This window comes from Kribbella sp. NPDC049174 (assembly GCF_043197365.1).
Taxonomy (GTDB): Bacteria; Actinomycetota; Actinomycetes; order Propionibacteriales; family Kribbellaceae; genus Kribbella.
Map to the genome: position 1 here is coordinate 1,694,560 of NZ_JBICSZ010000001.1, position 26,872 is coordinate 1,721,431.

General features: G+C 68.5%; 25 protein-coding genes and 1 pseudogene. 12 read left to right on the top strand and 14 right to left on the bottom strand.

Going from position 1 to position 26,872, the window contains the following annotated elements; translation table 11 throughout:
- Positions 1–20: 20 nt before the first annotated feature.
- The 6 genes from ACGFIF_RS08030 to ACGFIF_RS08055 all read right to left on the bottom strand — a co-directional run bounded on the left by ACGFIF_RS08030 (position 21) and on the right by ACGFIF_RS08055 (position 4,823).
- A complete protein-coding gene (locus ACGFIF_RS08030) occupies positions 21–1,640 on the bottom strand; it encodes a GAF domain-containing protein (protein WP_393152685.1) in 1,620 nt (539 codons plus the stop codon).
- 51 nt (positions 1,641–1,691) lie between these two features.
- A complete protein-coding gene (locus tag ACGFIF_RS08035) occupies positions 1,692–2,132 on the bottom strand; it encodes a pyridoxamine 5'-phosphate oxidase family protein (protein WP_393152687.1) in 441 nt (146 codons plus the stop codon).
- Between the two features lie 30 nt (positions 2,133–2,162).
- Complete coding sequence (locus tag ACGFIF_RS08040) at positions 2,163–2,729, bottom strand: pyridoxamine 5'-phosphate oxidase family protein (protein ID WP_393152689.1); 567 nt, start codon at positions 2,727–2,729, stop codon at positions 2,163–2,165.
- 90 nt (positions 2,730–2,819) lie between these two features.
- Complete coding sequence (locus ACGFIF_RS08045) at positions 2,820–3,575, bottom strand: class I SAM-dependent methyltransferase (RefSeq protein WP_393152691.1); 756 nt, start codon at positions 3,573–3,575, stop codon at positions 2,820–2,822.
- Positions 3,576–3,750: 175 nt separating this feature from the next.
- Positions 3,751–4,446 (bottom strand): cation diffusion facilitator family transporter, encoded by a 696-nt coding sequence (locus ACGFIF_RS08050; RefSeq protein ID WP_393152693.1) that lies wholly within the window; start codon positions 4,444–4,446, stop codon positions 3,751–3,753.
- The gene (locus tag ACGFIF_RS08055) at positions 4,443–4,823 is read right to left on the bottom strand and encodes an ArsR/SmtB family transcription factor (RefSeq protein ID WP_393152695.1); all 381 of its coding nucleotides are present in this window, start codon (positions 4,821–4,823) and stop codon (positions 4,443–4,445) included. The genes ACGFIF_RS08050 and ACGFIF_RS08055 overlap by 4 nt, the downstream gene beginning before the upstream one ends.
- Positions 4,824–4,908: 85 nt before the next feature.
- On the opposite strand from ACGFIF_RS08055, the gene ACGFIF_RS08060 reads away from it, so the two are divergent.
- Together ACGFIF_RS08060 and ACGFIF_RS08065 are read left to right on the top strand one after the other, a co-directional pair.
- A complete protein-coding gene (locus ACGFIF_RS08060) occupies positions 4,909–6,066 on the top strand; it encodes an acyltransferase (RefSeq protein WP_393152697.1) in 1,158 nt (385 codons plus the stop codon).
- Between the two features lie 10 nt (positions 6,067–6,076).
- Complete coding sequence (locus tag ACGFIF_RS08065; RefSeq protein ID WP_393152699.1) at positions 6,077–6,424, top strand: ArsR/SmtB family transcription factor; 348 nt, start codon at positions 6,077–6,079, stop codon at positions 6,422–6,424.
- 2 nt (positions 6,425–6,426) lie between these two features.
- Here ACGFIF_RS08065 and lexA read toward each other — a convergent pair whose 3' ends face one another.
- Positions 6,427–7,080 (bottom strand): transcriptional repressor LexA, encoded by a 654-nt coding sequence (gene lexA, locus ACGFIF_RS08070; RefSeq protein WP_393152701.1) that lies wholly within the window; start codon positions 7,078–7,080, stop codon positions 6,427–6,429.
- A 116-nt stretch (positions 7,081–7,196) separates the two neighbouring features.
- On the opposite strand from lexA, the gene ACGFIF_RS08075 reads away from it, so the two are divergent.
- From ACGFIF_RS08075 to ACGFIF_RS08085, 3 genes and pseudogenes are all read left to right on the top strand, one after another.
- Positions 7,197–8,378 carry an MFS transporter gene (locus tag ACGFIF_RS08075; RefSeq protein WP_393152703.1) on the top strand — a complete coding sequence of 394 codons (1,182 nt, stop codon included), beginning with the start codon at positions 7,197–7,199 and terminating at the stop codon, positions 8,376–8,378.
- Positions 8,379–8,459: 81 nt separating this feature from the next.
- Complete coding sequence (gene ngcE, locus ACGFIF_RS08080) at positions 8,460–9,884, top strand: N-acetylglucosamine/diacetylchitobiose ABC transporter substrate-binding protein (RefSeq protein ID WP_393152705.1); 1,425 nt, start codon at positions 8,460–8,462, stop codon at positions 9,882–9,884.
- A gap of 130 nt (positions 9,885–10,014) precedes the next feature.
- Positions 10,015–10,653, top strand: a pseudogene (locus tag ACGFIF_RS08085) (TIGR02569 family protein); the annotation flags it as partial.
- Positions 10,654–10,656: 3 nt separating this feature from the next.
- Here the strand turns inward: ACGFIF_RS08085 and ACGFIF_RS08090 are convergent.
- Together ACGFIF_RS08090 and ACGFIF_RS08095 are read right to left on the bottom strand one after the other, a co-directional pair.
- Positions 10,657–11,916: a Cmx/CmrA family chloramphenicol efflux MFS transporter gene (locus ACGFIF_RS08090; RefSeq protein WP_393152707.1), complete on the bottom strand. Its 1,260-nt coding sequence runs from the start codon at positions 11,914–11,916 to the stop codon at positions 10,657–10,659.
- A 68-nt stretch (positions 11,917–11,984) separates the two neighbouring features.
- On the bottom strand, positions 11,985–12,560 hold the full coding sequence (locus tag ACGFIF_RS08095; protein WP_393152709.1) for a TetR/AcrR family transcriptional regulator: 576 nt from the start codon (positions 12,558–12,560) through the stop codon (positions 11,985–11,987).
- Between the two features lie 210 nt (positions 12,561–12,770).
- Between ACGFIF_RS08095 and ACGFIF_RS08100 the strand changes: the two genes are divergently transcribed.
- The 4 genes from ACGFIF_RS08100 (at position 12,771) to ctaD (ending at position 18,476) form a co-directional block, all read left to right on the top strand.
- Entirely contained in the window at positions 12,771–14,804 is a 2,034-nt protein-coding gene (locus ACGFIF_RS08100; RefSeq protein WP_393152711.1) for a glycoside hydrolase domain-containing protein, read from the top strand.
- A 130-nt stretch (positions 14,805–14,934) separates the two neighbouring features.
- Complete coding sequence (locus tag ACGFIF_RS08105) at positions 14,935–15,756, top strand: alpha/beta fold hydrolase (protein ID WP_393152713.1); 822 nt, start codon at positions 14,935–14,937, stop codon at positions 15,754–15,756.
- Positions 15,753–16,556, top strand: a complete 804-nt coding sequence (locus ACGFIF_RS08110; RefSeq protein WP_393152715.1) for an LLM class flavin-dependent oxidoreductase — start codon at positions 15,753–15,755, stop codon at positions 16,554–16,556. The genes ACGFIF_RS08105 and ACGFIF_RS08110 overlap by 4 nt, the downstream gene beginning before the upstream one ends.
- A 126-nt stretch (positions 16,557–16,682) precedes the next feature.
- Positions 16,683–18,476 carry a cytochrome c oxidase subunit I gene (gene ctaD / locus ACGFIF_RS08115; RefSeq protein ID WP_393152717.1) on the top strand — a complete coding sequence of 598 codons (1,794 nt, stop codon included), beginning with the start codon at positions 16,683–16,685 and terminating at the stop codon, positions 18,474–18,476.
- Positions 18,477–18,503: 27 nt separating this feature from the next.
- Here ctaD and ACGFIF_RS08120 read toward each other — a convergent pair whose 3' ends face one another.
- The 4 genes from ACGFIF_RS08120 to ACGFIF_RS08135 form a co-directional block, all read right to left on the bottom strand.
- Positions 18,504–19,376, bottom strand: coding sequence for a helix-turn-helix domain-containing protein (locus ACGFIF_RS08120; RefSeq protein WP_393152719.1), 873 nt, complete (start codon positions 19,374–19,376; stop codon positions 18,504–18,506).
- 33 nt (positions 19,377–19,409) lie between these two features.
- A complete protein-coding gene (locus ACGFIF_RS08125; RefSeq protein ID WP_393152721.1) occupies positions 19,410–20,249 on the bottom strand; it encodes a phosphotransferase in 840 nt (279 codons plus the stop codon).
- A 99-nt stretch (positions 20,250–20,348) separates the two neighbouring features.
- Positions 20,349–21,032: a class I SAM-dependent methyltransferase gene (locus tag ACGFIF_RS08130; RefSeq protein ID WP_393152723.1), complete on the bottom strand. Its 684-nt coding sequence runs from the start codon at positions 21,030–21,032 to the stop codon at positions 20,349–20,351.
- Positions 21,025–22,560: an ATP-dependent DNA ligase gene (locus ACGFIF_RS08135; protein WP_393152725.1), complete on the bottom strand. Its 1,536-nt coding sequence runs from the start codon at positions 22,558–22,560 to the stop codon at positions 21,025–21,027. Before ACGFIF_RS08135 ends, ACGFIF_RS08130 begins: the two co-directional genes overlap by 8 nt.
- 107 nt (positions 22,561–22,667) lie before the next feature.
- On the opposite strand from ACGFIF_RS08135, the gene ACGFIF_RS08140 reads away from it, so the two are divergent.
- On the top strand, positions 22,668–23,585 hold the full coding sequence (locus ACGFIF_RS08140; RefSeq protein ID WP_393152727.1) for a hypothetical protein: 918 nt from the start codon (positions 22,668–22,670) through the stop codon (positions 23,583–23,585).
- Positions 23,586–23,617: 32 nt separating this feature from the next.
- Here the strand turns inward: ACGFIF_RS08140 and ACGFIF_RS08145 are convergent, their stop codons facing one another.
- Entirely contained in the window at positions 23,618–24,583 is a 966-nt protein-coding gene (locus tag ACGFIF_RS08145) for a Dyp-type peroxidase (RefSeq protein ID WP_393152729.1), read from the bottom strand.
- 51 nt (positions 24,584–24,634) lie between these two features.
- Here ACGFIF_RS08145 and ACGFIF_RS08150 point away from each other — a divergent pair, with 51 nt between their 5' ends.
- Together ACGFIF_RS08150 and ACGFIF_RS08155 are read left to right on the top strand one after the other, a co-directional pair.
- Positions 24,635–26,014, top strand: coding sequence for a type II CAAX prenyl endopeptidase Rce1 family protein (locus ACGFIF_RS08150; protein ID WP_393152731.1), 1,380 nt, complete (start codon positions 24,635–24,637; stop codon positions 26,012–26,014).
- A 46-nt stretch (positions 26,015–26,060) separates the two neighbouring features.
- On the top strand, positions 26,061–26,786 hold the full coding sequence (locus ACGFIF_RS08155; RefSeq protein ID WP_393152733.1) for an HAD family hydrolase: 726 nt from the start codon (positions 26,061–26,063) through the stop codon (positions 26,784–26,786).
- The last annotated feature ends 86 nt before the right edge of the window (positions 26,787–26,872 follow it).

Here is a 26,872-nt window from a genome sequence, read left to right on the forward strand (position 1 = left end):
GCGGGCCGCGGGAAGGTGAATCAACCCAGTGGGGCGCGCAGCTCAAGCACCGTGCCGTGCGGTTGGTTGGACTCCAGCAGGACAGTGCCGCCGAGGGTCTCGGCGCGTTCGCGCAGATTGCGCAGACCGCTCTGGTGCTGTCCGGCGTCGAAGCCGACACCGTTGTCGGCGACCCGGGTGACGACCTCGCCGTCGGCAACGCTGACGTCGACGGTGACCTCGGACGCCTGGGCATGGCGGACGACGTTCGACAACGACTCCCGGATCGCGGCCAGGATCTGCGGCCGCACCCTCACCGGTACGGCGGTGTCCAGTGGACCTTCGCAGGTGAGGTGCGGCCGGAAACCGAGCGAGTCGGCGTACTCCGCGACCAGCGTCTGGACGTCCGCGCGCAGCGATCGGTGGCCGGGCTGGTGATGCAGCTCGAAGATGGCGGCGCGCAGGTCGCGGATGGTGGCGTCGATGTCCTCGACGGCTCGGCCGATGCGTTCCTGCACCTCCGGGCTGACCATCCGATGCATCCCCTGCAGTTGCAGTCCGGTCGCGAACAGTCGCTGGATGACCAGATCGTGCAGATCGCGGGCGATCCGGTCGCGGTCCTCCAGCACCGCGATCATCGACTGGTCGCGCTGCGCCTGCGCACGGTCCAGAGCGAGCGTCGCCTGCCCCGCGAACATCCGGACCAGATCGGTCCCCTCGAGGACGGCGCCGCGTTCGGCCGCAACCAGCAACAGCCCACCGGTCACATGCGTCCCGGCCGGCAGCGGCGCCACCACGCTGCGTCCCAGCGACTTGATCTCCGGTACGTCGGCCAGCCGGCCACTCTCCTTCGCCGCCTGGGCCAGATCGTCGATCACCACCCGCCGATCGCCGTGCACGATGGCACCGAGCACCGGCAGGTCACCCGGCAGCCGTCGGCCGACGTACTGCTGGAACTCCTCGGGCCCGTCGATCGCCTCGATCACCAGGCCGTCGCCGGAGGACAACATCACGACGCCGACCAAGGAGCCGGACACCTCGCGGGCGCGGCGGGCGATCAGCCGGAGCGCGTCGCCGGGGTCGAAGTCGCCGAGCATCAGCTGGGTGATCTCGGCGGTCACCTCGTGCCAGCGGCGCCGGCGCTCGGTGTCGTCGTACAGGCGGGCGTTGTCGATCACGACGCCGGCCGCGGCCGCGAGCGCGGTGACCGCGTGCTCGTCCTCCTCGGTGAAGTCGGCGCCCGCGGCCTTCTCGGTCAGGTAGAGGTTGCCGTAGACGTGCTCCCGGGTGCGGATCGGTACGCCGAGGAAGCTCTGCATCGGCGGGTGGTTCGGCGGGAAGCCGAACGACTGCGGATGCGCGGTCAGGTCGTGGAGCCGGAGCGGCACCGGGTGCTCGATCAGGAGTCCGAGCAGACCGTGTCCCTCCGGGAGCGGGCCGATCGCGGCGATCTCGGCCTCGGTGACGCCGTGGGGGATGAACCGGATCATGCGCTTGCCGTTGGGGCCGACCACGCCCAGCGCGCCGTACCGGGCGCCGACGAGCGCACAGGCCGCGGTGACGATCCGGTCCAGCGTGCCGCTGAGGTCCAGGTCGGTGCCGATCCCGATCACGGCGTCCAGGAGAGCCTTGTCCACCCGGTCCTTCGAAGTCCCTCCCACGCTGTCCACCGTACGGATGGAAGGGCTGGTTGGGAACGACCGTCGGAGGGGTCAGGGCCGCGGGCGCTGACCCCAGGGGACCAGGCGGCGGCCGGTGAGCGACTCGGCGCCGAGGCGGATCAGCCGCTGTTCGGGCAACGGCGCCCAGGTTCGCAGCGGGGTGGCCCGCCGCAGCTGGGAGGCTTCGCCGACCGGTACGACGGACAGGTGGCCGACCGCGGTGACGGTCCAGCCGAGGTGGCGGTCGAGGTCGATCTCGTCCACCTCGAACGCGACCACGTCGCCCCGCTCCGCGGCCCAGAACTTCTCCCCGTCGTCGGAGGCGAACACGATCGTGTCGCCGTCGATCGAGAAGTTGACCAGCCGGACGGCGGGCAGACCGCCCTGGGTGAAGACGAGGCGGCCGACCGGGACGGACTGGAGCAGCCGCAGGCACTCGCCCGGGTCGAGGATCTCGAGCCCGCTGCGATCGAAGCGCCGTGCTGTCCGCATCACCATCTCCGGTTCACCCTGAGGACCGCGTCACCAGGTCCGGATCCGGCGACCACTGACGTGTTCCGGCTCGACCAGGACGAGAACCTCGTTGTCCCCATCCATCAGCCCTCCCCACCTCTGCACCGAGCTCCATCCCGAGACCAGGACGCTCCAGCCCTCACGCTCGGCCTCGTCGATCCCATCCGCCTCGAAGGCCACCGGCCCGTCGCCGTACCGGGCGATCGAGGTCGTTGCTCCGGTCCGGATGATCAGCCTTCGGTCGTGCAGCGTGTAGGTCACCGACATCACCGCCAGCCGGCCGGCCAGCTCGAACCCGAGCCGGCCGGAGTCTCCCGCCGCGACCAGTTCCAGGCACTCGTCCTCCCTGAGGTGGTCCAGGACCGGGTGCAGCGCGGACGATCCGCGCACCGGGATGCGCCGGATGCGGTTGGCCACCGTGGTGTCCAGCGCCCCGGCTAACCGGATCAGCGCCCCAGCCGGCAGCGCGTCCGCGTCGGCTCGCTCGCACCCCTCCGTCCGTGCGAGTCCGACGCGGGTCGCCCGGCTGGACTGGTCATCTCCGTTCGTCGCCCGGGACTGGTTGGACGCTGTCATCACTGGCTCCCCTCAAGCACCTCCTCCCATCTCAGCGGTCCCCCCGTAGGTCGTCGCAGTGCCAGAGGTCCCTGCCGGCCGGGACCTGTGTCACCTGCGGGTGAAGACGAGCAGTTCGGTGCGGCCGCCGCTGAGCGGGACGAAATGGCTGCCGGTGAGCTCGAGGTCGCGCTGGGCCATGAACTGGAGCACCCAGTCGCGCGGCGCGACCGAGTAGATGGCGCCACGTGAAGGCTCGGCCAGCCACGTCTTCGTCATCTGCGAGTCCATGCAGTCGTCGGTGATGAGGTCGAACGCCGCCGTGCCGCCGGGACGGACCACCCGGGCCATCTCGTCGAGGTAGCAGACGGCGGTGACGAACGGGATGTAGCAGAGCAGTTTGTGCGCGTGGACGAGATCGACCGTGGACGAGCCGGTGGACGCCAGCGTGTGGCCGTCGGCCGGGTGGAACGTGAGCTCCGGGAACTCACCGCGGAGATAGCGGACCCAGTCCGGCGCCGTCTCGTAGACGTCGTACGTCTGCGGCCGCAGCGCCATGATCACCCGGGACGTGTACCGGCCGGAGCCCGGCCCGATCTCGAGAACCTTGCCGACGGCACCCGCCTCGGACAGGCCACTGGCCGCGAGCATCGCGCTGACGGTGTCGGCCGTTGCGCCCGGTTCCGAGCTGTAGTTGTCGAGATAGTCGCCGACCGACAGTCCTGCTGCCGTGGCGCGCTTGATCGTTTGTCGCGCCGGCAGGAACGGACTGATCAACGGATCAGTGCTGAACCCACGAACCAGCTGTACGCCGAACGGCCGGAGTACCCCGTTGACCCCTACCTGCAGGCGATCCTTGACGGACATGCGTGTTCCCCCATGCGTTGGACAAGCTCCCCCCGGTCGCCCCGCTCCACACCCTGCCAACCTGCTCTTTGAAAAGTCCAGTACCCAAATGCCCTAGTAAACAAGGCGTTTCCCTGCTAGTCGTCACGGTGAGCCCCAGCTCCGTCGCACACCGATCCTGCCGCCCGGGCGCACGTCAGCGCTCGGTAGCAGCAATCCCACAGGGAGCAGTCGGATCAGAGCAACAACCTTTGCCGCGCCAGGCCTCTCGGCCTTCCTTGGCGGCGACGGCGGCGATGAAGAGGCCGGCGATCGGGTCGGCCCAGGCCCAGCCGAGCGTTGCGTTCAGGAGGAGGCCGGCCAGGAGGACGGCGGACAGGTAGGTGCAGAGGAGAGTTTGGGTGCTGTCGGCAACGACTGCGTCGGAGCCGAGCGCCTTGCCGGTACGACGCTGGGCCCAGGACAGGAACGGCATCACGATGAGGGAAGCGATCGCCAGGCCGATGCCCACCGGTGATGGATCGGGCTCGCTGCCGCTGATCAGGGCACGGGCCGACTCGAAGGTGACGTAGGCGGCGAGTCCGAAGAACGAGAATGCCAGCAACCGGAGCGCCTGGCGCTCGCGAGTCTCGGGCAGCCGATGGCCGAACTGCCACAGGATGATCAGGCCGCTGGACACCTCGACGACCGAATCGAGCCCGAAGCCGACCAGGGCAACCGATCCGGCGACCAGCCCGGCGGTGATGGCGATGGCCGCCTCGATCACGTTGTAGGTCACCGAAGCACCGGCCAGCAGTTGCGCACGCCGGCTCAAGCGACGCCGCTGCTCGGGGTCGGTCGTCCAGGTGGTCGGGCGAGTGCTGAGCTGCAGCGGAATCTGTTGCTCGCTCACGGCTGAACCTCCTGCGCGGCCGTGCCGTAGACCGGGCACAGAGCAACGGCGTCGCCGGTCAGGCCCAGCAACCGCTCGGCGGCCGACAGCAGCTCGAGGGTCGCCTCCGGGTGGGTGAGGCTGAACAGCGAGGCCCGGCCCTGCGGCCGGGAGTCGACCAGTCCGCAGTCACGCAAGCAGGACAGGTGCTTCGACACTGTCGATTGGGCCAGGCCCAAGTGCTCGGTCAGGTCGACGACCCGGTGCTCACCCAGCGTGAGATGCCGCACGATCGCCAGTCGCGACGGATCACTGAACCCGTGGAACAGACACGCCGCCACACTCAGCGCAGCACTCTCGTCGACCGCAGGATCTTTGATGCGCGTTGTCATCGCCATGTGGCGATGTTAGCGCCAGGTGTGCGACGTTGGGAAGGCCGGTGTACCGGTGCGGCATGGCCTGCGCAGGGCTCATTCTTGAGGAATGGGTCAAGAGGTGGGGCGGCTTTCGTACCTGGACTGGTTGCGGGTGCTGGCGGTGTTCGGGGTGTTCGTGTTCCACACGTTGCGGCCGTTCGACGACGCGGACTGGCACGTGAAGAACGCGGAGCGGAGTGAGGGGATCTCGATCGGGATCGCGTTCCTCGGGCTGTGGGGACTCGCGTTCTTCTTCCTGTTGTCAGGCGCAGGTGCCTGGCTGGCGTTGCGGTGGCGGACGGCGGGGGGCTTCGTGAAGGAGCGGCTGCTCCGGTTGCTGCTGCCGTTCGCGATCGCGTACGTGCTGTTGTCGCCGCCGCAGTACCTGCTCGAAGAGAGTCACAAGGGCCGGTCGGGCGCGTCCGTGAAGGCGTTCTTCAGTGACCTGGGTGGGGACGCGCCGCTGTGGCTCCGCGACACCTACCACCTGTGGTTCCTCGTCTATCTGCTGCAGTTCGCGTTGCTCGGTCTGCCGATCTTCCTCTGGCTGCGCGGTCAGCACGGCCGGCGGCTGGTCGACTGGATCGTCCGGCACTGCACACGTCGCGGGTCGATCCTCTTGCTCGCCGTACCGCTCGTACCGGTGCACCTGCTGTTGCTGGCCGCGCCCGGGCCGGATCACGGCTGGGGCGAGTTCGTGTTCTTCTTCGACTTCTTCGTCGTCGGCTTCCTGGTGATGTCGGACGACCGCTTGACCGCGGCGGTACGACGAGACGCCGTACCGGGCCTCATCCTCGGCATCACCGCGTTCGTCACCGGCGTGGCCACCGGGATCATCGACTTCCTCGAGGACTGGTGGGAGGACCCGGGCTACTCGTGGCCGTACGCCTGGTACTCGCTGCTGATCACCCTCGCGGTGTGGGGCTGGCTGGTCGCCGTACTGGGCGGGGGCATGCGTCTACGCGGGTTCCAGCGACCTCTGCCGGCACCACTGGCCCGTGCTGCGATGCCGTTCTTCCTGGTCCACCAACCGATCATCCTGCTGATCGCGTACTACGTCGTCGAGTGGAACGGCCTCTGGTCCAAGTACGCCGTACTGCTGCCTACAGCCTTCGTTGTGTCAGCCGGACTGGCCTGGCTGCTGTCGGCCCTGCCGGGAGTCTCGGTCCTCTTCGGTGTGAAGCGGCAGCGCATGCCCGTCGAGCAGCGGCCCGGCAGAAGCTAGAGTGCGAGACATGCATTCGTCGATCGAAGACTTCGAGATGCCGAACGACGAACAGGTCCACCTGGCGGCCGAATCCTTCCGGTTGCTCGCCGACCCGACCCGCATCAAGGTGCTGTGGGCGCTGCTGCAGGGGGAGTCGTCGGTCGCCTGTCTGGCCGAGCTGGCCGGTGCCGCGCCGGCCGCGGTCAGCCAGCATCTCGCCAAGCTCCGCCTGGCCGGCCTGGTCAAAGGCCGCCGCGAAGGCACCTTCGTCTACTACTCGGCCGCCGACCACCACGTGCAGAGACTGCTCGACCAGGCCCTCTTCCACGCCGACCACCTCGACCGGGAGCTGCCCAGCCACTCCCACCCGGCCTGAGCTCAGACGCTGCGCAGCACCGACACCACGATGCCGAGGATGACCGCGTTGTCCCCGTCGATCACCTCGTACGCCGGGTTGCGCGGCTCCAGGTACACGTGCCCGTTGCGCCGGCGGAACACCTTGACCGTCGCCTCCTCGTCGATCATCGCGGCGACGATCTGACCGGAGTGCGCCTCGGATTGCTGCCGGACCACGACGATGTCGCCGTCGCAGATGGCCGCGTCGATCATCGACTCACCGCGGACCCGCAGGCCGAACACGTTCCCGCGCCCGGTCAGCTCGCGCGGCAACTGCATCACGTCGTCCACATGTTCGATGGCGGCTATCGGCGTACCGGCGGCGATGTCGCCGACGACGGGCACCGGCACCGAGTCCTCACCCGACTCCCGCGTCGCCGTCTCCTGCAGGAACATCCGGACGTCGATCGGCCGGGAGACCGACGGGCTGCGGCGCAGGAACCCCTTGTCCTCGAGGCTGGCCAGATGCTTGGACACCGATGATGAAGACTTCAGCCCGACCGCGTCGCCGATCTGCCGGCTGCTGGGGGCGTAGCCGTACCTGACCACCCAGTCGCGAATCACCACCAGCATCCGCTGCTGCCGCTCCGGCAGTGCCGCCGTGTCCAGGTCCCCGAAAAGCTCCACATCAGTCACCCGCGGAATGTTAGGACCCCGCACCGACAAGTTCCGGGCCCGCCGCGCCGGATCGGCAACATCCGCGATCTGTCTCCGACGTCGCCGGCAAGAACAGGTCGAGTCAGGAGGTTGTCATGAACGTCGGCAGAGCGCGCTGGGCGGTGACCACGGTGTTCTTCGTCAACGGGTGTCTGGTGTCGAGCTACCTCGCCCGGATCCCGTCGATCAAGGTCGAGTACCAACTGAGCGAGAGCGAGTTGGGGATCGTCCTCACCCTGTTCGGTGCGGCGGCGCTGGTGTCGATGCAGTTCGTCGGCGGAGTGGTCGCGCGAATCGGCAGCGGTCGGCTGATCCGCCTGGCCCTGGCGCTGCTGCCGATCCTGTTGGCCGCGGTCGGCCAGGCCCGCGGAGTAGTCCAATTGGGCATCGCGGTCGCGCTGATGGGCCTCGTGCACGGCGCGGTCGACGTCGCCATGAACGCCCACGCCGTCGCCGTCGAACGCCTCCGCGGCCGGCCGATCATGAGCGGCTGCCACGCCGCGTGGAGTGTGAGCGCCGTACTCGCGTCACTCGTGAGTGCCGCGGTCACGCGCGCCGGGGTCGACATCGGTACCCAGTTCGTTGCCGTCGGCGCTGTACTGCTGGTCGCGGGACAGCTCGCGACCCGCGGGCTGCTTCCGCCCTCGGCCGACCAGACACCCAGGAAGAAGCAAACGTCCGGCGGCTGGACCCGTCCACTGGTGATCTTCGGCGCGATGGGCTTCGTCGTGATGATCGGCGAGGCGGCCGTGATCAGCTGGAGCGGCGTCCTCCTGCACGAGTCCCGCGGCGCCGGTCTCGCCACGGCGGGACTGGCCTTCACGGCGTTCACCACCTTCCAGACAGCGGGCCGGGTGATCGGCGACCGTTTGACCGAGCGGTACGGCGCCGACGTCCTGTTCCGTGGTTGCGCGCTGGTCGCCGTGATCGGGCTGACCGTGGTGGTCGCCGTACCGCTGTGGCCGGCGGCGCTCGCCGGATTCGCCCTGGTCGGGCTCGGCGGATCGGTGCTGCTGCCGCTGATCTTCAGCGCAGTCGGCCGGGTCGGAGGGATCGAGGCGGCGACGGCGGTGTCGCAGCTGACCACCTTCACGTACGCCGGAATCCTGATCGGTCCCGCGGTCGTCGGCTGGTTCGCCGCGGCGGTCGGATTGGTCTGGACGTTCACCGGCCTGTTGCCGTTGTTGCTCGGCGTCGCGGCCAACAGCCGGCTGATGGCGGCCAGGTCACCGAAGGGGCACGTTTCCGCCTCAACCTTGACTTCGGAGGAGAGGTAGGAAAAATTCTTCCCAAACAGGGCGGATATGACGGAATGTTTCCGCCATTGGAAAGGGACTGTTACTCGAAGGGCGGGATCGATGACCACTCCTGACAACCTGTCGCGGCGGCTGTTTCTGCAGCGCGCGGCGGTCGGCACCCTGCTGGCCACCGGCGGCGGGACCCTGCTGTCGGCCTGTGCCAGCGGCGGCAGCGACTCTGACAGCTCCGGCGGCGGTGGCGGCGCGGAGAAGACGTCGGAGAACCCGTTCGGGGTCAAGGGCTCCGACCCGCTGGACGTGGTGATCTTCAAGGGCGGGTACGGCGACGACTACGCCAAGGCGCACGAGGACCTCTACAAGAAGAAGTTCTCCGAGACCTCGATCAAGCACGCCGGCATCACCGACATCACCCCGCAGTTGCAGCCGCGCTTCAACGGCGGCAACCCGCCCGACGTCATCGACAACTCGGGCGCCTCGCTGCTGCCGATGTCGACGCTCGCGACCAGCGGTCAGCTGACCGACCTGACCCAGCTGTTCGACGCGCCGTCGGTCGACGACCCGAACAAGAAGGTCCGCGACACGCTCGAGCCGATCGCGCTCGAGGCCGCGATGCTGAACGGCAAGCCGCTGGTGCTCGAGTACGTGCTGACCGTGTACGCGATCTGGTACAACAAACCCTTGTTCACCAAGCACGGTTGGACGCCGGCCAAGACCTGGGCCGAGTTCCTGGCCCTGTGCGAGGAGATCAAGAAGGCCGGGATCGCGCCGCTCGCGCACCAGGGCAAGCACGGCAACTACATCGGCGGTGTCGTGATGGACATGGCCGTGAAGCACGGCGGCCACGACGTGATCAAGGCGATCGACTCGCTCGAGCCGAACGCCTGGAAGCACGAGTCGATCAAGCTGGCCGCCGAGGCGCTGCTGGAGCTCAAGGGCAAGGGTTACATCATGCAGGGCACCGAAGGGCTGGACCACATCCAGTCCCAGACGGCGTGGAACCAGGGCAAGGCCGCGTTCATCCCGTCGGGTTCCTGGCTGGAGAACGAGCAGAAGACCGTGGCACCGAAGGACTTCGAGACCACCGCGACGTACACGCCGTTGCTCGACGGTTCCAAGCTGCCGGTCGACGTCGCCCGGATCGCCGCCGGTGAGAACTTCATCGTGCCGGAGAAGGCGAAGAACAAGGCCGGCGGGCTGGAGTACCTGCGGATCATGCTGTCCAAGGAGGCGGCCGGCAAGTTCACCGAGCTGACCGGGTCGCCGACGATCGTGAAGGGCGCGACCGAGGGCATCAAGCTGAGCGCGGGCGCCGCCTCGTCCGACGCGCTGATCAAGTCCGGCGGCACCAACAACTGGACGCAGTACTTCGCCGGCTGGTACTCGACGATGGACAAGCCGTCCCGCAGCATCTACGCCGAGCTCGCCGCCGCGCGGATCAGCGCCGACGAGTTCTGCAACCGCATGCAGAAACTCGCCGACGACACCGCCAAGGACCCGGGCACGAAGAAGCAGACGCGCACCTAGTCACGCAGGATCTCGGGCAGCCACAGCGACAACTCCGCGGACAGCTCGCGATAGAAGGCGCCGACGAGCACACTCGGCAGTGGCGGAAAACCCGGCGCTGACGGGCCGATCTCCGGTCTACGATCGTCCGATGGACTCTCCACCGGACGGTGTGCTCGCCGCCTTCGGCCTTTCCGCCCAGCCTGTGTTGCTTCCGGGTGGGCAGGGCGAGACCTGGCAGGTGGGGGACGTCGTGGTGAAGCCGGTGGGGTTTGCGCCGGAGGCGGTGTGGCGCGCGGAGGTGCTTGCAGGATTGCCGGATGGGCTGGGGTTTCGGGTGCCCCGGCCGGTGCAGGCGGCCGACGGCTCGTGGGTTGTTGACGGGTGGGAGGCGTCCGGGCTGCTGGAGGGAGCGACCGACGCTGGGCGGCCGGACGAGGTACTGACAGCCGGCGCTGCGTTTCATGAGGCGGTGGCCGAGTTGCCGCGGCCGGAGTTCTTGGACGTGCGCGACGATCCGTGGACCGTTGGCGATCGGGTGGCCTGGGAGGAGCAGCCGGTTGAGGGGAACGAGGAGGTGTTGGTCAAGTTGCTCGAGGCTCGACAGCCGGTGGAGCTCGGCGCGCAGGTGGTCCACGGGGATCTGCTGGGGAACGTGATGTTCGCCGACGGGCTGCCGCCGGCGATCATCGACTGGCCGGTGTACTGGCGTCCGCCGTCGTGGGCTGCGGCCGTCGCCGTGGTCGACGCGCTCTGCTGGTACGACGCCAAGCCTGAACTGGCCGCGCGTTGGTCACACCTCCCGGACTGGGGCCAGATGCTCGTCCGCGCCCTGATCTACCGCATCACCACCGACTACTCCGCCGACCTTCCCGCCAACCGCGACGCCTACCAGCCCGTGATCGACCTGGCGCTCACCTACACCCGCTGAGGCCACCAGAACGGTGCTCAAGGCAAGCACTCCGAGCCCAGCCCCGATCCAGCCCACCGACGAGTAGCCGGCTCCGGCCTCGATCGCCAGTCCGCCGAGCCACGGCCCGGCGGTGATCCCGACGTTGAACGCCGAGATGTTGAAGGCCGCCGCCAGCGTCGGCGCCGACCCGGCCACCGTGAACACCCGCGAGTTCACCGCCGGATTGTTGGCGAACCCGAACGCGCCAATGGCCACGACGGCCGGTACGGCGACCCACGCCGTACCGGTCCACACCGCGAGTACGACGGACGCCGCGATGACTCCGGTCATGCCGACCCGCAGTGTCGCGAACGGACGAGCATCAGCCGTCCGCCCGCCGATCGTGATCCCGGCCAGTGCGCCAACGCCGTACAGAGCAAGAACCACCGGGATCCACTCAGCGGACAGGCCCGTCGAATCGGTCAGCAGGGGAGCGAGGTAGCTGAAGACGACCAGGACCGCGCCGGTCGACAGGGCCGTGGTGCCGTAGGCAAGCCAGAGTGCCGGCCTCGCCATCGTCCGCAGCTCCTGACGGAGTTCCGGCGTACTGTCCGAGCGGCCGCCCGGGATGGTCGCGACCACACCGATCATCGCGAGCGCCGACAAGGCCGCAACCGCCCAGAACGCGGCCCGCCAGCCCAGGTGCTGGCCGATGACCGTCCCGGCCGGGAGACCGACGATGGTGGCGACGGTGAGACCGCCGGCCAGGATGCTCATCGCCTTGGCCCGCGACTCCGGGCCGGCCAGTCCGATGACTGTGACAGCGGCTACCGCCCAGAAACCGGCGTACACGAAGGCTCCGACGATCCGCGTCGCGACGAGCATTCCGTATCCGGGCGTCAGCGCGCCGAGGACGTGCGTGACGACGAACACGGCGAGGAAGGCCAGCATCGCCGCCCGACGGGACCAGCGCAGCGTCACGACGGCCAGGATCGGTGCGCCGATCAGCATCCCGGCCGCGAACGCGGAGATGAGCAGGCCGGCGGCCGGGATCGACACGTCCAGGTCACCGGCGATCTCGGGGAGCAGGCCGGCCAGCATCAGTTCGGACGTGCCCTGGGCGAAGATCGCCAGGCCGAGCACGTAGACAGCGAGCGGCATCGGGTTCCTCTCATATTGGATCAATCAGTGCAAAACGCGCGCGTGCGGCACTGACGGGATTGGTTGGGTCAGAAAGTTCGGAGTGCGGAGGCGACGACGGCCTCCTGGCCGGCCTGCGTCGCGCCACCGCGGGCCGCGACGCGCAGTCCGCTCAGGACGACGAACACGTAGTCGGCGAGCGCGGTCGGGTCATGGTCGGCATCGACCTCACCCGCCGCCTGAGCGGCCCGGAAGGCCGCGGTGAGCGCCTCGATCTTGACGGCATGGTCGCGGTCGAGCGCCTCGGCGACCTCAGGCTCGTGCGGCGCGAGCTCGACGAGCGTGTTGACCACCAGGCAGCCGAGTGGGTCAGCCGGGTCCGGCTCGACCGCGTCCCACAGGATCTGGCGGACGCGCTCGCGGATCGGCAGGTCGCTGCTCCGGATCAGCTCGAGTTGCCGCGCGGTCTTGGTCTCCAGGTAGCGCCGGATGGCCCGATCGAACAGGACGCGCTTGCTGCTGAAGGTGTTGTAGATGCTGCTCCGCCCCAACCCGGTGGCCTCGCAGAGGTCCTGGGTCGAGGTGCCTTCGTAGCCGAACGTCCAGAACGTCCTCATCGCGGCATCGACGGCGCGATCCTCGTCGAACGTCCTCGGCCTGGCCATGCGAATCACCCTAACACGTTCTAGATCGATCGATCCAAAACCCGATCGAGGCCCGACGATCTGCATCGATAGCATTTGGCCATCGAGGCGAGTGCCGGAAGCTCTTCGACAGAGCGGCGGGCACTCGCCTTGACTTGGGGATCTGGGGTTGGGACTGGGGGGCTCAGTGCGCTTTCGGGACCGGCCGTCCGCCGAAAGTGAGGAGCTTCTGTGAGGCTGTACAAACCCGGGGCGGTGGCTCTTGCCCTCGCCCTGGTCGCCGGCGTGGCCGCAGTGGTGACCATCAGTCGCCCGGCCGCCGCCGACGAGACGAAGACCGTGTCCTACCGCGGATACGAGGTGCAGGTGCCTTCGAGTTGGCCGGTCGTGGACCTGGCCGCCAACCCGACCACATGCGTCCGTCTCGACCAACCTGCTGTCTACCTCGGCCGCAGTACCGCTCAGGCCGATTGCCCCGCCCACCTGGTCGGCCGCAGCGAGGGCATCGTGCTCGAGCCGCTGACCACGGCCCAGGAGTCCACGCCCGGTCTGCTGCGCCGCGTCGTACGGGATGCCGGTGTGCTGGCGACCGCCTACTACACACCCGGTGGCGAGCAGGCGGCGAACGACGTACTGGCCACCGGCCGGGTGGTCACGAAGTCCAAGTCAGCACAGGCTGTCCAGCCGGCCGCGGTCACACCGACCGTGGTTGCCTCGGGCACCTTCAAGGGCTACGCCTTCGACACCTGTGACGCGCCGAGTCAGTCGACGATGGACGCCTGGCTGCCGACCTACAAGGCCGTCGGCATCTACATCAGCGGCGGCCTGCGCGCGTGCCAGCAGCCGAACCTGACCCCGGACTGGGTGTCGACGAACGCGAGCAAGGGCTGGCAGTTCCTGCTGATCGACGTCGGCATGCAGGCACCGTGCAGCTCGTACTCGAGCAAGATGTCGACCGTCCCGGCCACCGCGCTCGCGCAAGGCAAGACTGCTGCGGCGAACGCCGTGGCGGCCGCGCAGGCACTCGGCTTCGCCCAGCGCAGTGCGATCTACAGCGACATTGAGGCCTACCCGTCCACTGCGGCCTGCAAGGCGTCGGTGCTGTCCTACCTGAGCGGCTGGACCCAGGAGCTCAACGCCCGCGGGTACGTCGGCGGTGCGTACGTCGCAGCCGGCTCGGGTGGCGTCGACCTGGCGAGTGCCTACACCAGTACGGCGTACACGCGGCCGGACAACCTGTGGTTCGCGCACTGGGGCTCATCGCCGGTCGGCACCAGCAGGTTCATCCCGGCGACGTACTGGACCAACCACCAGCGAGTGCACCAGTACCAGGGCAACATCAAGGAGACCAACGGCGGGGTCGAGGTCAACATCGACAAGAACTGGGTGGACCTCACCGCACCGCCGCCACCGGTCAGCAGCTTCAGTGTCACCGGGGGACCAGGCGCGGCGACGCTGCGGTGGACCAAGCCGGCCAACACGACCGTCGCCCAGATCATCGTTCGCGGTGCGTCGGGCAACACCCCGCCGGCGCTGCCGACCTCCGGTGCCGCGATCTACGGCGGCACCGCCAGCATGTACACCATCACCGGTTTGCCGAACTCGGCCAGCTACGCCTATCGGGTCTTCGTGAAGGACAGCACCGGCAAGATCGGTCCGGGCGTCGATACACGGCTGGTCGGCACGACGGCCACGATCACGGCCAGTGCGGCCACGATCATGTACACCCGCGCTTCCACGCTGAGCACCACGGTGACGCGGATCAACGACGGCGCCAAGCTGGCCGGCGTGCCGGTCGTGCTGTATTCGAAGGCGAAGACCGCGTCGAAGTGGTCCGTGGCCGGCCAGTTCACCTCGGATGCGAACGGTGTCGTCAGCTCGGCGCAGACGCCGGCTGTGTCGACGTACTACATGTGGGGTTACAACGGCGCGACCGGGCTCCTGGGCACGCGGAGTGCCGCGTTGCTCGTGCAGGTGCAGCCGGCGATGTCGGCGTACCTGGTCCCGGGGTCGATGGTGCTGGGGAAGGCGGCGGCGCTGTACGGGTACCTGAACCCGCCGCACGCCGGGATGACCGTCTACCTGCAGCGGCGCTCGGGGACGAGCTGGGTCGCGGTGACGACGGGCAAGCTGGCGACGAACGGGAAGTACGCGTTCAGCATCAAGCCGACGGCGCGTGGCACGTACACGTACCGGGTGGTGTGGCTGGCTGACGCTGATCACCAGGGCACGCAGACGGCGTCGAAGGTGCTGACCGTCAGCTGAGCTTGGGTCCTTGTGGGTGAGGCCGGCCGCCGCTTGGGTGGCCGGCCTCGCTGTTCTATTGCTGATCGCGATGAGCTTGATCGGAAACAATCGCTTTTCGTGATGCTGCCGACCACTTAGCGTCGTGGGTATGGAAACCATCTATCCCGTCAACGGTGTCGAACTGTGTGCCGAGACCTTCGGCGACCCGGCCGACCCGGCTGTGCTGCTGATCCACGGCGCTTCGGCGTCCATGCTCTGGTGGCCGGAGCAGCTGTGCGCTCAGTTGGCCGGCCGCGGGCGGTACGTGATCCGGTACGACCAGCGTGACACCGGGCGATCGACGTCGTACCCGCCGGGCCGGCCCGGGTACTCGATGCGTGACCTGGCCGCCGATGCGGTCGGTCTACTGGATGCCTTGGGCATCGATCGGGCCCATGTGGTCGCTCAGTCGATGTCCGGCGGGGTGGCGCTGGTCCTCGGTGTCGACCATCCGGCCAGGGTCGCCTCGGTGACCTTCGTGTCGACGAGCACCGGCGCCGACGACCTTCCGCCGCCCTCCGCCGACATGCCTCGCCTCGGCAGTCCCGACTTCGCGGACCGCGCCGCGTTGGAGGAGTACGTCGTACAGTCGGCGGCCGCGGAGATGGGTCCGCTGTTCGACGCGGGGTCGACGCGGGACCTGGTACGGCGGGACATCGAGCGGGCTCGTGACTTCGAGGCGTCGTTGACGAATCACTTCGCGATGGACTTCGACGGTCCGGTGCACGGTGGCTTCGGCGATCTCTCGATGCCGGTGCTGGTGATCCACGGTGAACTGGATCCGTTGCTGCCGTTGGCGCACGGGGAGGCGGTGCGCGATGCGGTGCCTGGTGCGTCGCTCGTTGTGTTGAAGGGTGCTGGGCATGGGGTGCCCTCGAAGTTGTGGGGCGAGTTCGTCGATGCCGTCATCCAGCACACCGGGGGACGATGATGCTGCACGCGGTGTGGGTTCCGTTGTTCGACGAGTTGGCGGATCCGCTGGTGGTGGCGCGGCTCGCGGCGTCGGCCGAGGAGGCGGGTTGGGACGGGTTCTTCGTCTGGGACCAGCTGTGGTGGCGGCCGCCGATCTCCGCGGTCGCGGATCCGTGGATCACGTTGGCGGCGGTCGCCGTCGCCACCGAGCGGCTGCGGATCGGGCCGATGGTGACACCGGTCGCCCGCCGCCGGCCGGTGAAGCTGTTGCGCGAGACAACGACACTGGACGTGTTGAGCAACGGCCGGCTGACGTTCGGGGTGGGGCTCGGCGGCGATCGGTTCGCGGGGGAGTTCTCGCGGTCCGGTGACGAGACGGACGACCGGGTTCGTGCCGAGCAGCTGGACGAGTGTCTGGAGATCCTGACCGCCGGCTGGTCGGGGGAGACGGTCGACCATCGCGGCAAGCACTACCTGGTCGACTCGGTGCGCTTCGAGCCTCGGCCGGTGAACGGCAGGATCCCGATCTGGGGTGCCGGCTTTCCGGGCAACCTCAAGCCGATCCGGCGAGCGGCGCGGTACGACGGGTACTTCCCGGTCAACCTGACGTCGCCGGACCAGGTGGCATCGGCCGTCGCAGCCGTGTCGGCGGAACGCGGTTCGCTCGACGGGTTCGACATGGTGATCGCGTTGCCTCCGTCGACCGACGTACGCCCGTATGCCGCCGCCGGTGCCACGTGGTGCCTGACGGACTTCGACCCGGCTGCGCTGCGGCTGGCCGACGTACAGGACGTGGTGCGGTCGGGACCGCCGCGCTGAGTTGCTGCCGATTCTTGTTCGATGACGGAGCGTCACCAGGGCGACGTCTGTTGTCCTGCCGCCGACGGGTGTGTAATCGAAGCAATGTGAGCACTCCGCGCGCGGAGTGGGGGCACGGGAGGTCGCATGGCGAGTGTCAGCGAACGTACCGGGATCACCGAACGCACCGGCACGCCGATTGCCGCCGGGACGGCGCGGCGACCGCTCGGGCAGGTGATCGGCCGGCTGCTGTCCACAACCGACCACAAGGTGATCGGTCAGCTCTACCTCGTCACGTCGTTCCTGTTCTTCCTGGTCGCCGGCGTGATGGCGCTGATCATCCGCGCCGAACTCGCCGAACCCAGCCTGCAGTTCGTGAACGAAGAGGTCTACAACCAGCTCTTCACCATGCACGGCACGATCATGCTGCTGCTGTTCGCGACCCCGCTGTTCGTCGGCTTCGCGAACGTCGTGATGCCCGTGCAACTCGGCGCGCCCGACGTCGCGTTCCCACGCCTGAACATGTTCAGCTACTGGCTGTTCCTGTTCGGCGGACTGATCACGATGGGCGCGTTCTTGACCCCGGGCGGTGCGGCCGACTTCGGCTGGACGGCGTACGCGCCGCTGTCGACGGCCGAACGCTCACCGGGCGTCGGCGGTGACCTGTGGATCATGGGCCTGTGGATGGCCGGTCTGGGCACCATCCTCGGTGGCGTCAACTTCGTCACCACGATCATCACCATGCGCGCACCCGGGATGACGATGTTCCGGATGCCGATCTTCTGCTGGAACATCCTGATCACATCGATCCTGGTGCTGATCGCGTTCCCGATCCTCGCCGCCGCGCTGTTGATGCTGGAGGCGGATCGAGCCCTCGGGGCTCAGGTCTTCACGGCGGCGAACGGTGGTGCGCTGTTGTGGCAGCACCTGTTCTGGTTCTTCGGGCATCCAGAGGTGTACATCATCGCGCTGCCGTTCTTCGGCATCATCACCGAGATCCTGCCGGTCTTCAGCCGCAAGCCGGTGTTCGGGTACTTCGGTCTGGTCGCGGCGACGCTGGCCATCGGCCTGCTCTCGATCGCGGTGTGGGCGCACCACATGTTCACCACCGGTGGCGTCAACCTGCCGTTCTTCTCGTTCATGACGTTCCTGATCGCGGTGCCGACCGGGGTGAAGTTCTTCAACTGGATCGGCACGATCTGGGGTGGTTCGGTGTCGATGGAGACGCCGATGCTGTGGGCGGTCGGGTTCCTGGTGACCTTCCTGTTCGGCGGTCTGACCGGGATCATCCTGGCGTCGCCGGCACTGGACTATCAGCTCAACGACTCGTACTTCGTGGTCGCGCACTTCCACTATGTCGTCTTCGGAACCGTGGTGTTCGCGATGTTCGCCGGGTTCTACTTCTGGTGGCCGAAGATGACCGGGCGGATGCTGGACGAGCGGTTGGGGAAGCTGCACTTCTGGCTGCTGTTCCTCGGCTTCCACACCACGTTCCTGGTGCAGCACTGGCTGGGTGTCGAGGGGATGCCGCGGCGCTATGCGGCGTACGGCGCGAACGAGGGCTTCACCACGCTGCATCAGGTGTCCAGCGTCGGCGCCTTCGTGCTCGGTATCTCGACGCTGCCGTTCCTCTACAACGTCTACAAGTCCCGGCGCTCCCCACGCGTCACCGTCGACGACCCGTGGGGCTGGGGCCGCTCGCTGGAGTGGGCGACAAGCTGTCCGCCTCCACGCCACAACTTCGAGAAGCTCCCACGCATCCGCTCCGAAAGCCCCGCCTTCGACTACCACCACCCCGACATAGCCCTCACCGAATACAGCGCCAACCGAGCCCCCGAGGACAGCCTCCTGGACGCCGGCGAAGACCAAGGCCGCGTAGACCACCTCAAATCCGAATCACCCGACGACAACACCCCCAACCCACCAACCGCCCACCCCTAACTCCAACCCCGCCCGGCGGATGAGGTGTCAGGCGGAGAGCTGGTTGAGGAGGGTGGTCAGGTGGTCGCGGGCGGATTGGGGTGGAGGGCCGGTAGAGGCCAGGAGGTTGAGGGCTTGGGTGTAGGTGTCGACGTCTTCTCGTTTGTCGAGGTAGAGGGCGCTGGTCAGGTGCTCCAGGTAGACGACGTCGGGTAGGTCGCGCTGGGGGAAGCGGAGGATGGTGAAGGCGCCTCCGGTGGCGGCGTGGCCGGGGCTGTCGACCGGGATGATCTGGAGGGTGATGTTCGGGCGGTCGACGGCGGAGCGGAGTGCGTCGAGTTGATCGCGCAGCACCTGCAGCCCGCCGATCGGGCGGAGCAGGACGGACTCCTCGATGACGGCCCAGAGCTTCAACGGGGGCTCACGATCCAGGACGCGTTGGCGCCTGGTGCGGAGGTCGGCGACGCGCTCGACCTCGGCCTCCGAGCGCGCGCTGTCGGGGGTCAGCCGGGCGACGGCACGGGCGTAGTCGGCGGTCTGCAGCAAGCCTGGCACGAACTGGATCTCGTACGTCCGGATCAGTTCGGCCGCCGCCTCGAGCCCGAGGTAGGCGTCGAACCAGTCCGGCGTCACGTCGCCGTACCGATGCCACCAGCCGCGGTTGTTCGCCTCCCGGGCCAGCTGCAGGAGTCGCTCCCGCTCGCGCGTCTCGCTGACGCCGTACAGCGTCAGCAGGTCCTGGACGTCGCGCTCCTTGAACCCGACCCGGCCCAGCTCCAGCCGGCTGATCTTCGACTCCGACGCCCGGATCGCCCACCCGGCGTCCGACCGGCTCACCCCCGCTCGCTCCCGCAAGCGCCGCAGATGACTGCCGAGCATCATCCGCAGCGCTGTCGGCCCAACCTCACCCTGCCCCGCCATGAACCCACAATACAGCACTATCGAACATATGTTCTAGTCGGTTCGAGCCTCCGCAAGCGCCAGCCAGTGGTCGACCGCGGCGGGGGTGAAGTGCCGGATCGCCCAGTCCACCATGCGCAAACTCATGTGTGCCCAGAGTGGTCGGAGTACGTCATCCGGGAAGCCATCGAGTACGGCGTCGAGCCGCGCGACGACCGTAGAGTCGGGCTTGTCGCCATGTACCCCGAAGCGGAGCGTGACGAGGTCCAGCCGGCGATCGCCGCGACCTGCGCCGTCCCAGTCGATGATGCCGGTGATCGTGCCGTCGACGGCGAGCAGGTTGCCGGGGTGGTAGTCGACGTGCACCGCATCGTCGCCACGCAGCGGCCCGGGATGCTCGGCGCCGACCGTGGTGATCCAGTCGTCGAGGCGAGCGGTACGGCGGTTGTGCGCGCGGAGGGGACCGTGCAGGCAGAAGCCCGGCCCGTCCTCACGCAGGAACAACGCGAGCGACGGGATGTCGGGACGCTCCGCCAGCAGGCCGGCCTGGAGTTCGTTGAACGCCAGCGCCTGGTCCAGCCCGTCTGAGTCGAGCTCCGTGATCGGTGCCCCGGGCAACAGTTCCTGCACGGTGGCGATCGCGGATCCGAGCTGCACGGCCAACTGCGTCTCCGGCACCGGCGCACCGGCAGCACGCACCGCTTCGGACACGGCGACCGGACCCGCCAGCAGATCCTCGAGCCGCGTGCCCGGCCGCCATTTCAGCACCGAACGCCGGCCATCAGGCCACCGCACGAACGCTGCCCCGACCTGCCCACCGGCACACGGTCCCTCGACAACCAGCCGTACGCCGGCTTCCTCCGCCAACTGAGCAGCTACCCGCTCAGCATCCATCCGCTCAACCCGACCCCAAGGCGAACTCATTCGGCTCCTCGTCAGCTAGGCACCCGCCAGGTGCGCAGTCTGCTCGGTGGAGCCGCGTGTGTCGAACAGTTAGTCGCGCAGGTACTCCGCGCGCCAGCGCTGGATGCTGGGGTCCGCTGGGCTGGGGGACTGGACGACCTGGATCAGTCGAAGGTCCGGTCTGGCGAAGGACTCGATGGCGGCGCGGGTCAGCGGCCAGGGTGGGCCTTCGACCGCCTCGTCGGGTTGGTTGTCGGGGCGGGCGGCGGCGATGACCAGGAGGGTGCCGCCAGGGGCGACCTGTTCGCCGACCTGTTGGGTTGCGGCTGACTGCAGCTCGATCGGGAGGGCTTGGACGGTGTAGATCTCGACGACCAGGTCGAAGGCGCGGTGCCACCGCGGTGGTGGGGCGAGAAGGTCGGCGGTGACGTAGTGCGCCTTGGAGTCGGGGTGGTTCCGGCGAGCGGCCTCGATCGCGGTGGGGGAGATGTCGAAGGCGGTCGTGTCGAACCCGAGGTCGGCGATCAGCTCCGCGTCCCACCCGGTCCCGGCGCCGACGATCAGCGCGGTCTTGCCGGCACCGGAAGGCTGCGACTCCTCGACCCACTCGGCCAGCAGCGGATGCGCCGCACCGCGATCCCACGGCACCACCGCGTCGCCTTCCGACGCGGCCGAGTAGAGCCGCTCGAACCAACCAGTGGGATCCTCTTGATCCAGCGACTCGCGCGCGATCCGCCGCGCCAGGACGTCGGGATCCTCCGCCGGTTCACTCATCCACAGCTCCTTCGTGTATCGCCCGCACGGTTTGCACGGTGTCAACATCATCCGGCCTCTTGTCGTCGCGATAGCGCAGCACTCGCGCGAACCGCAACGCCATGCCGGCCGGGTACCGCGGGGACGTCTGCACCCCGTCGAAGGCGATCTCGACCACCACCTCCGGCCGCAGGTAGACGGTGTACGAATCCCGCCGTACCTCCAACTCCTGGAAGCGCTCGGTCTGCCACCGCAGCAGCTCGTCCGTCAGTCCCTTGAACGTCTTGCCGAGCATCACGAACTCACCGGTCTCCGAGTCCCGAGCGCCCAGGTGCAGGTTCGACAGCCAGCCCGTACGACGGCCGTGACCCCACTCGGCCGCCAGCACGAGTAGGTCGAGCGTGTGCGTCTGTTTCACCTTGACCCAGCCAGACCCACGCCGACCGGCTTCGTACGGCACTGTCAGGGACTTCACCATCACGCCCTCGTGCCCGCGCTTCACCGCATCGACGAAGAACGCGTGCCCCGACTCGGCATCGTCGGTGACGAGCCGCGGGATCCGTTGCTCCTCGGGGATCAGTTTGCTCAGCCACTCGTGTCGCGTCGCACCGTCGAGCCCGAGGAGGTCTTGACCGTTCTGATGCAGGATGTCGAAGAAGTACGGCGTCAACGGCACTGAATCCGGCCCGGTCGCCGCACGTGTCGCGGTTCGTGATCCTGTGACCTGGAACGCCTCCGGCCGCCCGTCGGTCTTCAAGGCGATCAGTTCACCGTCGAGCACGACCTGCTCCGCATCCAACGCGAGCACGGCGCTGACCACTTCAGGCACCCGGCCAGTGATGTCGTCGAGCGTCCGCGTGTACACCACGACCTTGGACCCGTCACGGTGCGCCTGGATCCGGATCCCGTCCAGCTTCCACTCGAGCGCCGCCGGCGTACCCGTCTTGCCGAGCGCCTCGGCCACGCTGGTCGCCGACTGCGCCAGCATCGGTTGCACCCCGCGCCCGACCTCCAAGCCGAACTGCGCCAGCCCAGCCTCTCCTTCGGTCAGTGCGGCGACCGCTACCGGAGCCGCCGCACCACGCAGCATGGTCGCGGCCCGGATCTTTTCCAGCGGGATCCCGGTCGCCCGTGCGACCGCGTCGGCCATCACCCCATCGAGCGCGCCCTGCCGCAGCTCGCCGCCGACGAGCAACCGCAGGAACTGCTGCTCGGCCTCGGTCGCCCGCCCGAACAGCGCGTCGACCGCCTCCCGCCTGCGCGCCTGTGAACCGGGACCGGCCATGACAGCGAGCTCCGCGAACGCCCGATCGACCTCCGCGACAGTCAGCGATGGCGCCTCGGCCGGCGCCGCCGCGTCCATCAGCGTCCGCCAGCCGACCCCGGTCCGGCGCTGGCGCAGCTCGCCGGACAGATAGGTGACCACGACCTCGGTCTCGTCCGGATCGGTCGCGGTGGCCAGCAGTCCGGCGATCAGCTCGGCCTTCTTCAGGCGCGAGCGAGTCCCGGCCAGCCCGGTCGACGTCTCGACCACCTCGGAGAGCAACATGCCCCCAGTCTCACCCATCCCACCGACACTTTCGGTCACCATAACTTTCCCGACCGCCCACGCATCGAACGTTGCAAGTCCATCGCTGGGGATGATGAGGGGACACAATGCGACGCACGCTAGCCGCGGCAACTGGTCTCGCACTGACCGCTGTCCTGACCACACCAGCCGCGGCCGCACCGTCGGTGGCCGGCGCGACGGTCCCGTGCGCGGTGGGGGCCGCGTCCGCGACGGCAGGCGACCACTTCGGTACCTACCTCGAGGCGACGAAGCCGATCACGCGGACCGACAGCACGAGTGCTCGCGGCGCGCTGGATCTTCCCATCCGGTTCTACTCCGACTGGTTCGTGAACCCGGATGCCGACTGGAACACGCGGGTGTTCGGCGGCTACCTGGTCGCCGGGGACATCCTGTACGACTTTACGTACTGGGTGCAGCGTCCGGCCGAAGTACCCAAGGACAGCCGGCTGATCCGGATCGGCGGCGGCTGGACCGGGTTCCGGGCTTTGGTGACGTCGCAGCCGATCGGGTCGGATCCCGAGCCGGTCCAACGGCAGTACGGGCTGCACGCGGACGGGACGCTCTACCGGTGGGTGGTGCGGTACGTGAACGACAAGCCGGTCTGGACGCGCAACGGGGTGTTCAGCGGGTTCTCCGCGGTCAAGACGATGGCGCTGTTCAGCCGGACGGCGACGTACGACACCCTGCTGGTGACGACTCGCGGGGGAGCGCTGTACACCGTTCGGATCCCGCACAGCCAGCCGACGACGCCGGTCGTCAAGAAGGTCCGTGCGTCGACCTGGCAGGGTTTCGAGACGCTGGTGGCCAGTCGCTGCGGCCGCACCGGAACACTGCTGCTCGGCATCGACAAGGACATCCGCTCCGGATACCTGTACGCCGTCGGCCACGCGAACGGGACCGCCACGGTGATCCAGAGCCTCGGCAAGGTGCCCGGCACCTTCCCGTACCCGTTCGACTTCCGCCTGATGAACCTCGGCGTCGACGAGCCGTTGTTCGGGGAGTGAGTCTTCCCGGGCTCCCTGACCCTCAGGGTGGGTCAGGGAGCCGGCGGGAGGTCGTCGAGGAAGGCGGCCGTCGGGGTGAAGAACAGGGTGCCGGTCACCGCGGTCGAGAAGTCGAGGATGCGGTCGTAGTTGCCCTCGGGCTCGCCGAGGAACATCCGGCGCAGCATCAGCTCGGTGACCGACGGGGACTTCGCGTAGCCGATGAAGTAGGTGCCGAAGGTCTGCGTCCCGATCGTCCCGAACGGCATGTTGTCGCGCAGGATCTGCAGCTCGTTGCCGTCCTCGTCCTCGATCACGTTCAGCGCGATGTGCGCGTTCGCCGGCTTCACCTCGTCGGACAGCTCGATGTCCTCGAGCTTGGTCCGGCCGACCACGAGCTCCTGCTGCTCGACCGTGAGCGCGTTCCACGCCTTCAGGTCGTGCAGGTACTTCTGCACGATCACGTAGCTGCCGCCCGCGAAGTCCGGGTCCTCGGCTCCGACCAGTACGGCGTCCTGGGCCTCGGAGCCGGTCGGGTTCTCGGTCCCGTCGACGAAGCCGAGCAGGTCGCGCATCTCGAAGTACTTGAAGCCGTGGACCTCGTCGACCACCGTCGCGGCGCCGTCGAGGCCGTTCATGATCTGGCCCGCGAGCTCGAAGCACTGGTCCTGGTGAGCGGCGCGGATGTGGAACAGCAGGTCGCCGGGCGTCGAGACCGCGTGGTGCTTGGCGCCGCGCAACTCGGCGAACGGGTGCAGCTCGGCCGGTCGCGGGCCGCTGAACAGCCGGTCCCACACGTCGGAGCCGATGCTGGTCACGCAGGACAGGTTCCCGGCCGGCACGCGGAAGCCGACCGAACGGATGAGACCGCTGACCCGCTCGAGCAGATCGCGGGTCTTCTCCTCACCGCCCGGCTCGATCCGGACCACCAGAAAGATCGCCGATCCGGTGAGTGGCATCAGCACCGATTGCGGCAGTACGCGCGTCGAAGCGGTCGGTCCCGGGGTCGGATTTGTCACCACTGCGCTCTCCTCCGAGTGCTACTTGTCCCGATCTTCTAGAGTCCACTCATGGACCCGCAACAAGGCGAGCCGCGCCCGCAGGATTCGCCACGCCCCGGCCCATATTCGCAGCCCGGGCAGTACCCACCTCCGGCACCCCACCCGCAGCAGGGGCCGTATCCGCCGCCGGGTCCGAACCAGCAGCCGCCGTACCCCCAGCCGGGTAGCTACCCACCGCCGGGCACCTATCCACCGCCGGCCCAATACCCGCCAGGGCAGTACCCGCCGCCGGCCCAATACCCACCGCCGGGCCAATACCCGCCAGGGCAGTACCCGCCCCCGGCCCAATACCCACCGCCTGGCCAATACCCGCCGGGGCAGTACCCGCCGCCGGGCCAATACCCGCCCGGCCAATACCCACCGGGGCAGTACCCACCGCCTGGTGGTCAGTACCCGCCGCCGTACCCGGGGCAGTTCGCCGTCCGCGAGCCCAGCATCGTCGCGGCTCCACCGAATACGCCGTACCACCGCCTGGCCCGCACCTCGAAGCACCGGTGGTGGCGCCCGATCGTCGGCACCCTGTTCCTCGCCGCCGGCGCGTTCTTCCTCACCGCGGCCGTGCTCGTCGCCTGGGAGATCGTCCACAGCCTGATCACCGGCGAGTTCCCGGAGCCTCAGGGCAGCGACATCTTCCCGAGCGATACCGAGAACCTCGCCGTCACCCTGGTGATGCTCGGCATCCTCACGCCGCTCGTGCTGCTCGCCGCCTGGCTGGTGCAACGCCGCCCGTGGTTGAGCGTCGCGTCCGTCCTCAACCGGGTCCGCTGGCGCTGGCTGCTGCTGTCCTGCCTGCCCGCCCTCGGCTACCTCGTCCTCTCCTACGCCCTCGGGATCCTGGTCGAGCAGATCTTCCCGACCGAGGACCCGATCGCGACGGACGAGGGCTCGTGGGTCGGTCTGGCCGCGTTCGTCGTACCGGCGCTGGTGATCCTCTTCCTGGTCCCGTTCCAGTCGGCGGCGGAGGAGTTCGTGTTCCGCGGCTGGCTGATCCAGGCGATCGGCGCCTACGGACCGGACCAGGTGACCGGCCGCGCGCAGTGGTTCAGGGCGCTGCTGCGGACGCCGTGGCCCGGGATCGTGATCAGCAGCGTGGCGTTCGTGTCGGCCCACGGGTACACCGGCTGGGCGATGGCCGACATCTTCGTGTTCGCCATGACGATCGGCTGGCTGACCGTCTACACCGGGGGACTGGAGGCGGCCATCTCGGTGCACGCGCTGAACAACCTGTTCGCGTTCTTGTTGCCTGCGGCAATGGGTCAGCTGGACGGCTGGGACGAGCAGGGCGGGGCGCCGTGGACCTTGCTGCTCGTGGATGTGCCCTGCCTGGCGTTCTACGCGACCGCGGTCGTCTGGCTGGCCAAGCGCCACCGGATCGCCCGGGTGAGCTGAGAAAACCGGAGGAGAACTGTCGGTGCGGTCTGGCAAGGTATCGGCCGTGACGAACGTGAAGACCGAACCGATCGAGGCCGTCCTGTTCGACTGGGGCGGCACGCTGGCGACCTGGCACGACATCGACCTGTACGCCGTCTGGCGGTCGGTGGCGGAGTTGATCGACGACGCCGAGGCGGACGAGCTGGCGGCCCGGCTGCACCAGGCGGAGAGCTCCGTGTGGCTGCGTTCGCGCGACGAGCACCTGAGCAGCACACTCGAGGAGGTGTGCCTGCTGGCCGACGTGGTGATGACGCCTGCGGCCCTGGCGGAGTACGAGCGTCAGTGGCACCCGCACACCGAGCTCGACCCGGACGCCGTCGGGATGCTGCAGGAGCTCCGGGCCCGCGACCTGAAGCTCGGCGTGCTGTCGAACACGATCTGGTCGCGCCGGCGGCACGAGGAGATCTTCGCGCGCGACGGCGTCCTGGAGCTGCTCGACGGCGCGGTCTACACCAGCGAGATCCCGCACACGAAGCCGCATCCGGAGGCGTTCCTGGCCGTGATGAAGGCGGTCGGGGTGACCGACCCGGCCCGGTGCCTGTTCGTCGGCGACCGGCTGTTCGACGACGTCTGGGGCGCGCAGAACGTCGGCATGCGGGCCGCGCACATCCCGCACAGCGCGATCCCGGTCGAGCAGATCGGCCACACGGAGGGTACGCCGGACGCGACCATCCACCGGCTCTCCGAGCTCCCCGCCCTGATCGACACCTGGAACAAGGCCGCCGTCTGAGCCGTCCCGTCACGTTCCCGACGCGCTACGGCTAGCCGCCGGACACCGACTCTGGTTAACGTCCAACCTCCGAGCTATCCGCCCAT

Coding starts and splice junctions, on each gene's coding strand:
- ACGFIF_RS08035 (WP_393152687.1), bottom strand. CDS start 2,132: ATGCGGACAGCACGGCGCTTCGATCGCAGCGGGCTCGAGATCCTCGAC.
- ACGFIF_RS08040 (WP_393152689.1), bottom strand. CDS start 2,729: ATGACAGCGTCCAACCAGTCCCGGGCGACGAACGGAGATGACCAGTCC.
- ACGFIF_RS08045 (WP_393152691.1), bottom strand. CDS start 3,575: ATGTCCGTCAAGGATCGCCTGCAGGTAGGGGTCAACGGGGTACTCCGG.
- ACGFIF_RS08055 (WP_393152695.1), bottom strand. CDS start 4,823: ATGGCGATGACAACGCGCATCAAAGATCCTGCGGTCGACGAGAGTGCT.
- ACGFIF_RS08060 (WP_393152697.1), top strand. CDS start 4,909: ATGGGTCAAGAGGTGGGGCGGCTTTCGTACCTGGACTGGTTGCGGGTG.
- ACGFIF_RS08065 (WP_393152699.1), top strand. CDS start 6,077: ATGCATTCGTCGATCGAAGACTTCGAGATGCCGAACGACGAACAGGTC.
- ACGFIF_RS08075 (WP_393152703.1), top strand. CDS start 7,197: ATGAACGTCGGCAGAGCGCGCTGGGCGGTGACCACGGTGTTCTTCGTC.
- ngcE (WP_393152705.1), top strand. CDS start 8,460: ATGACCACTCCTGACAACCTGTCGCGGCGGCTGTTTCTGCAGCGCGCG.
- ACGFIF_RS08090 (WP_393152707.1), bottom strand. CDS start 11,916: ATGCCGCTCGCTGTCTACGTGCTCGGCCTGGCGATCTTCGCCCAGGGC.
- ACGFIF_RS08095 (WP_393152709.1), bottom strand. CDS start 12,560: ATGGCCAGGCCGAGGACGTTCGACGAGGATCGCGCCGTCGATGCCGCG.
- ACGFIF_RS08105 (WP_393152713.1), top strand. CDS start 14,935: ATGGAAACCATCTATCCCGTCAACGGTGTCGAACTGTGTGCCGAGACC.
- ACGFIF_RS08110 (WP_393152715.1), top strand. CDS start 15,753: ATGATGCTGCACGCGGTGTGGGTTCCGTTGTTCGACGAGTTGGCGGAT.
- ctaD (WP_393152717.1), top strand. CDS start 16,683: ATGGCGAGTGTCAGCGAACGTACCGGGATCACCGAACGCACCGGCACG.
- ACGFIF_RS08120 (WP_393152719.1), bottom strand. CDS start 19,376: ATGGCGGGGCAGGGTGAGGTTGGGCCGACAGCGCTGCGGATGATGCTC.
- ACGFIF_RS08125 (WP_393152721.1), bottom strand. CDS start 20,249: ATGGATGCTGAGCGGGTAGCTGCTCAGTTGGCGGAGGAAGCCGGCGTA.
- ACGFIF_RS08130 (WP_393152723.1), bottom strand. CDS start 21,032: ATGAGTGAACCGGCGGAGGATCCCGACGTCCTGGCGCGGCGGATCGCG.
- ACGFIF_RS08135 (WP_393152725.1), bottom strand. CDS start 22,560: ATGTTGCTCTCCGAGGTGGTCGAGACGTCGACCGGGCTGGCCGGGACT.
- ACGFIF_RS08140 (WP_393152727.1), top strand. CDS start 22,668: ATGCGACGCACGCTAGCCGCGGCAACTGGTCTCGCACTGACCGCTGTC.
- ACGFIF_RS08150 (WP_393152731.1), top strand. CDS start 24,635: ATGGACCCGCAACAAGGCGAGCCGCGCCCGCAGGATTCGCCACGCCCC.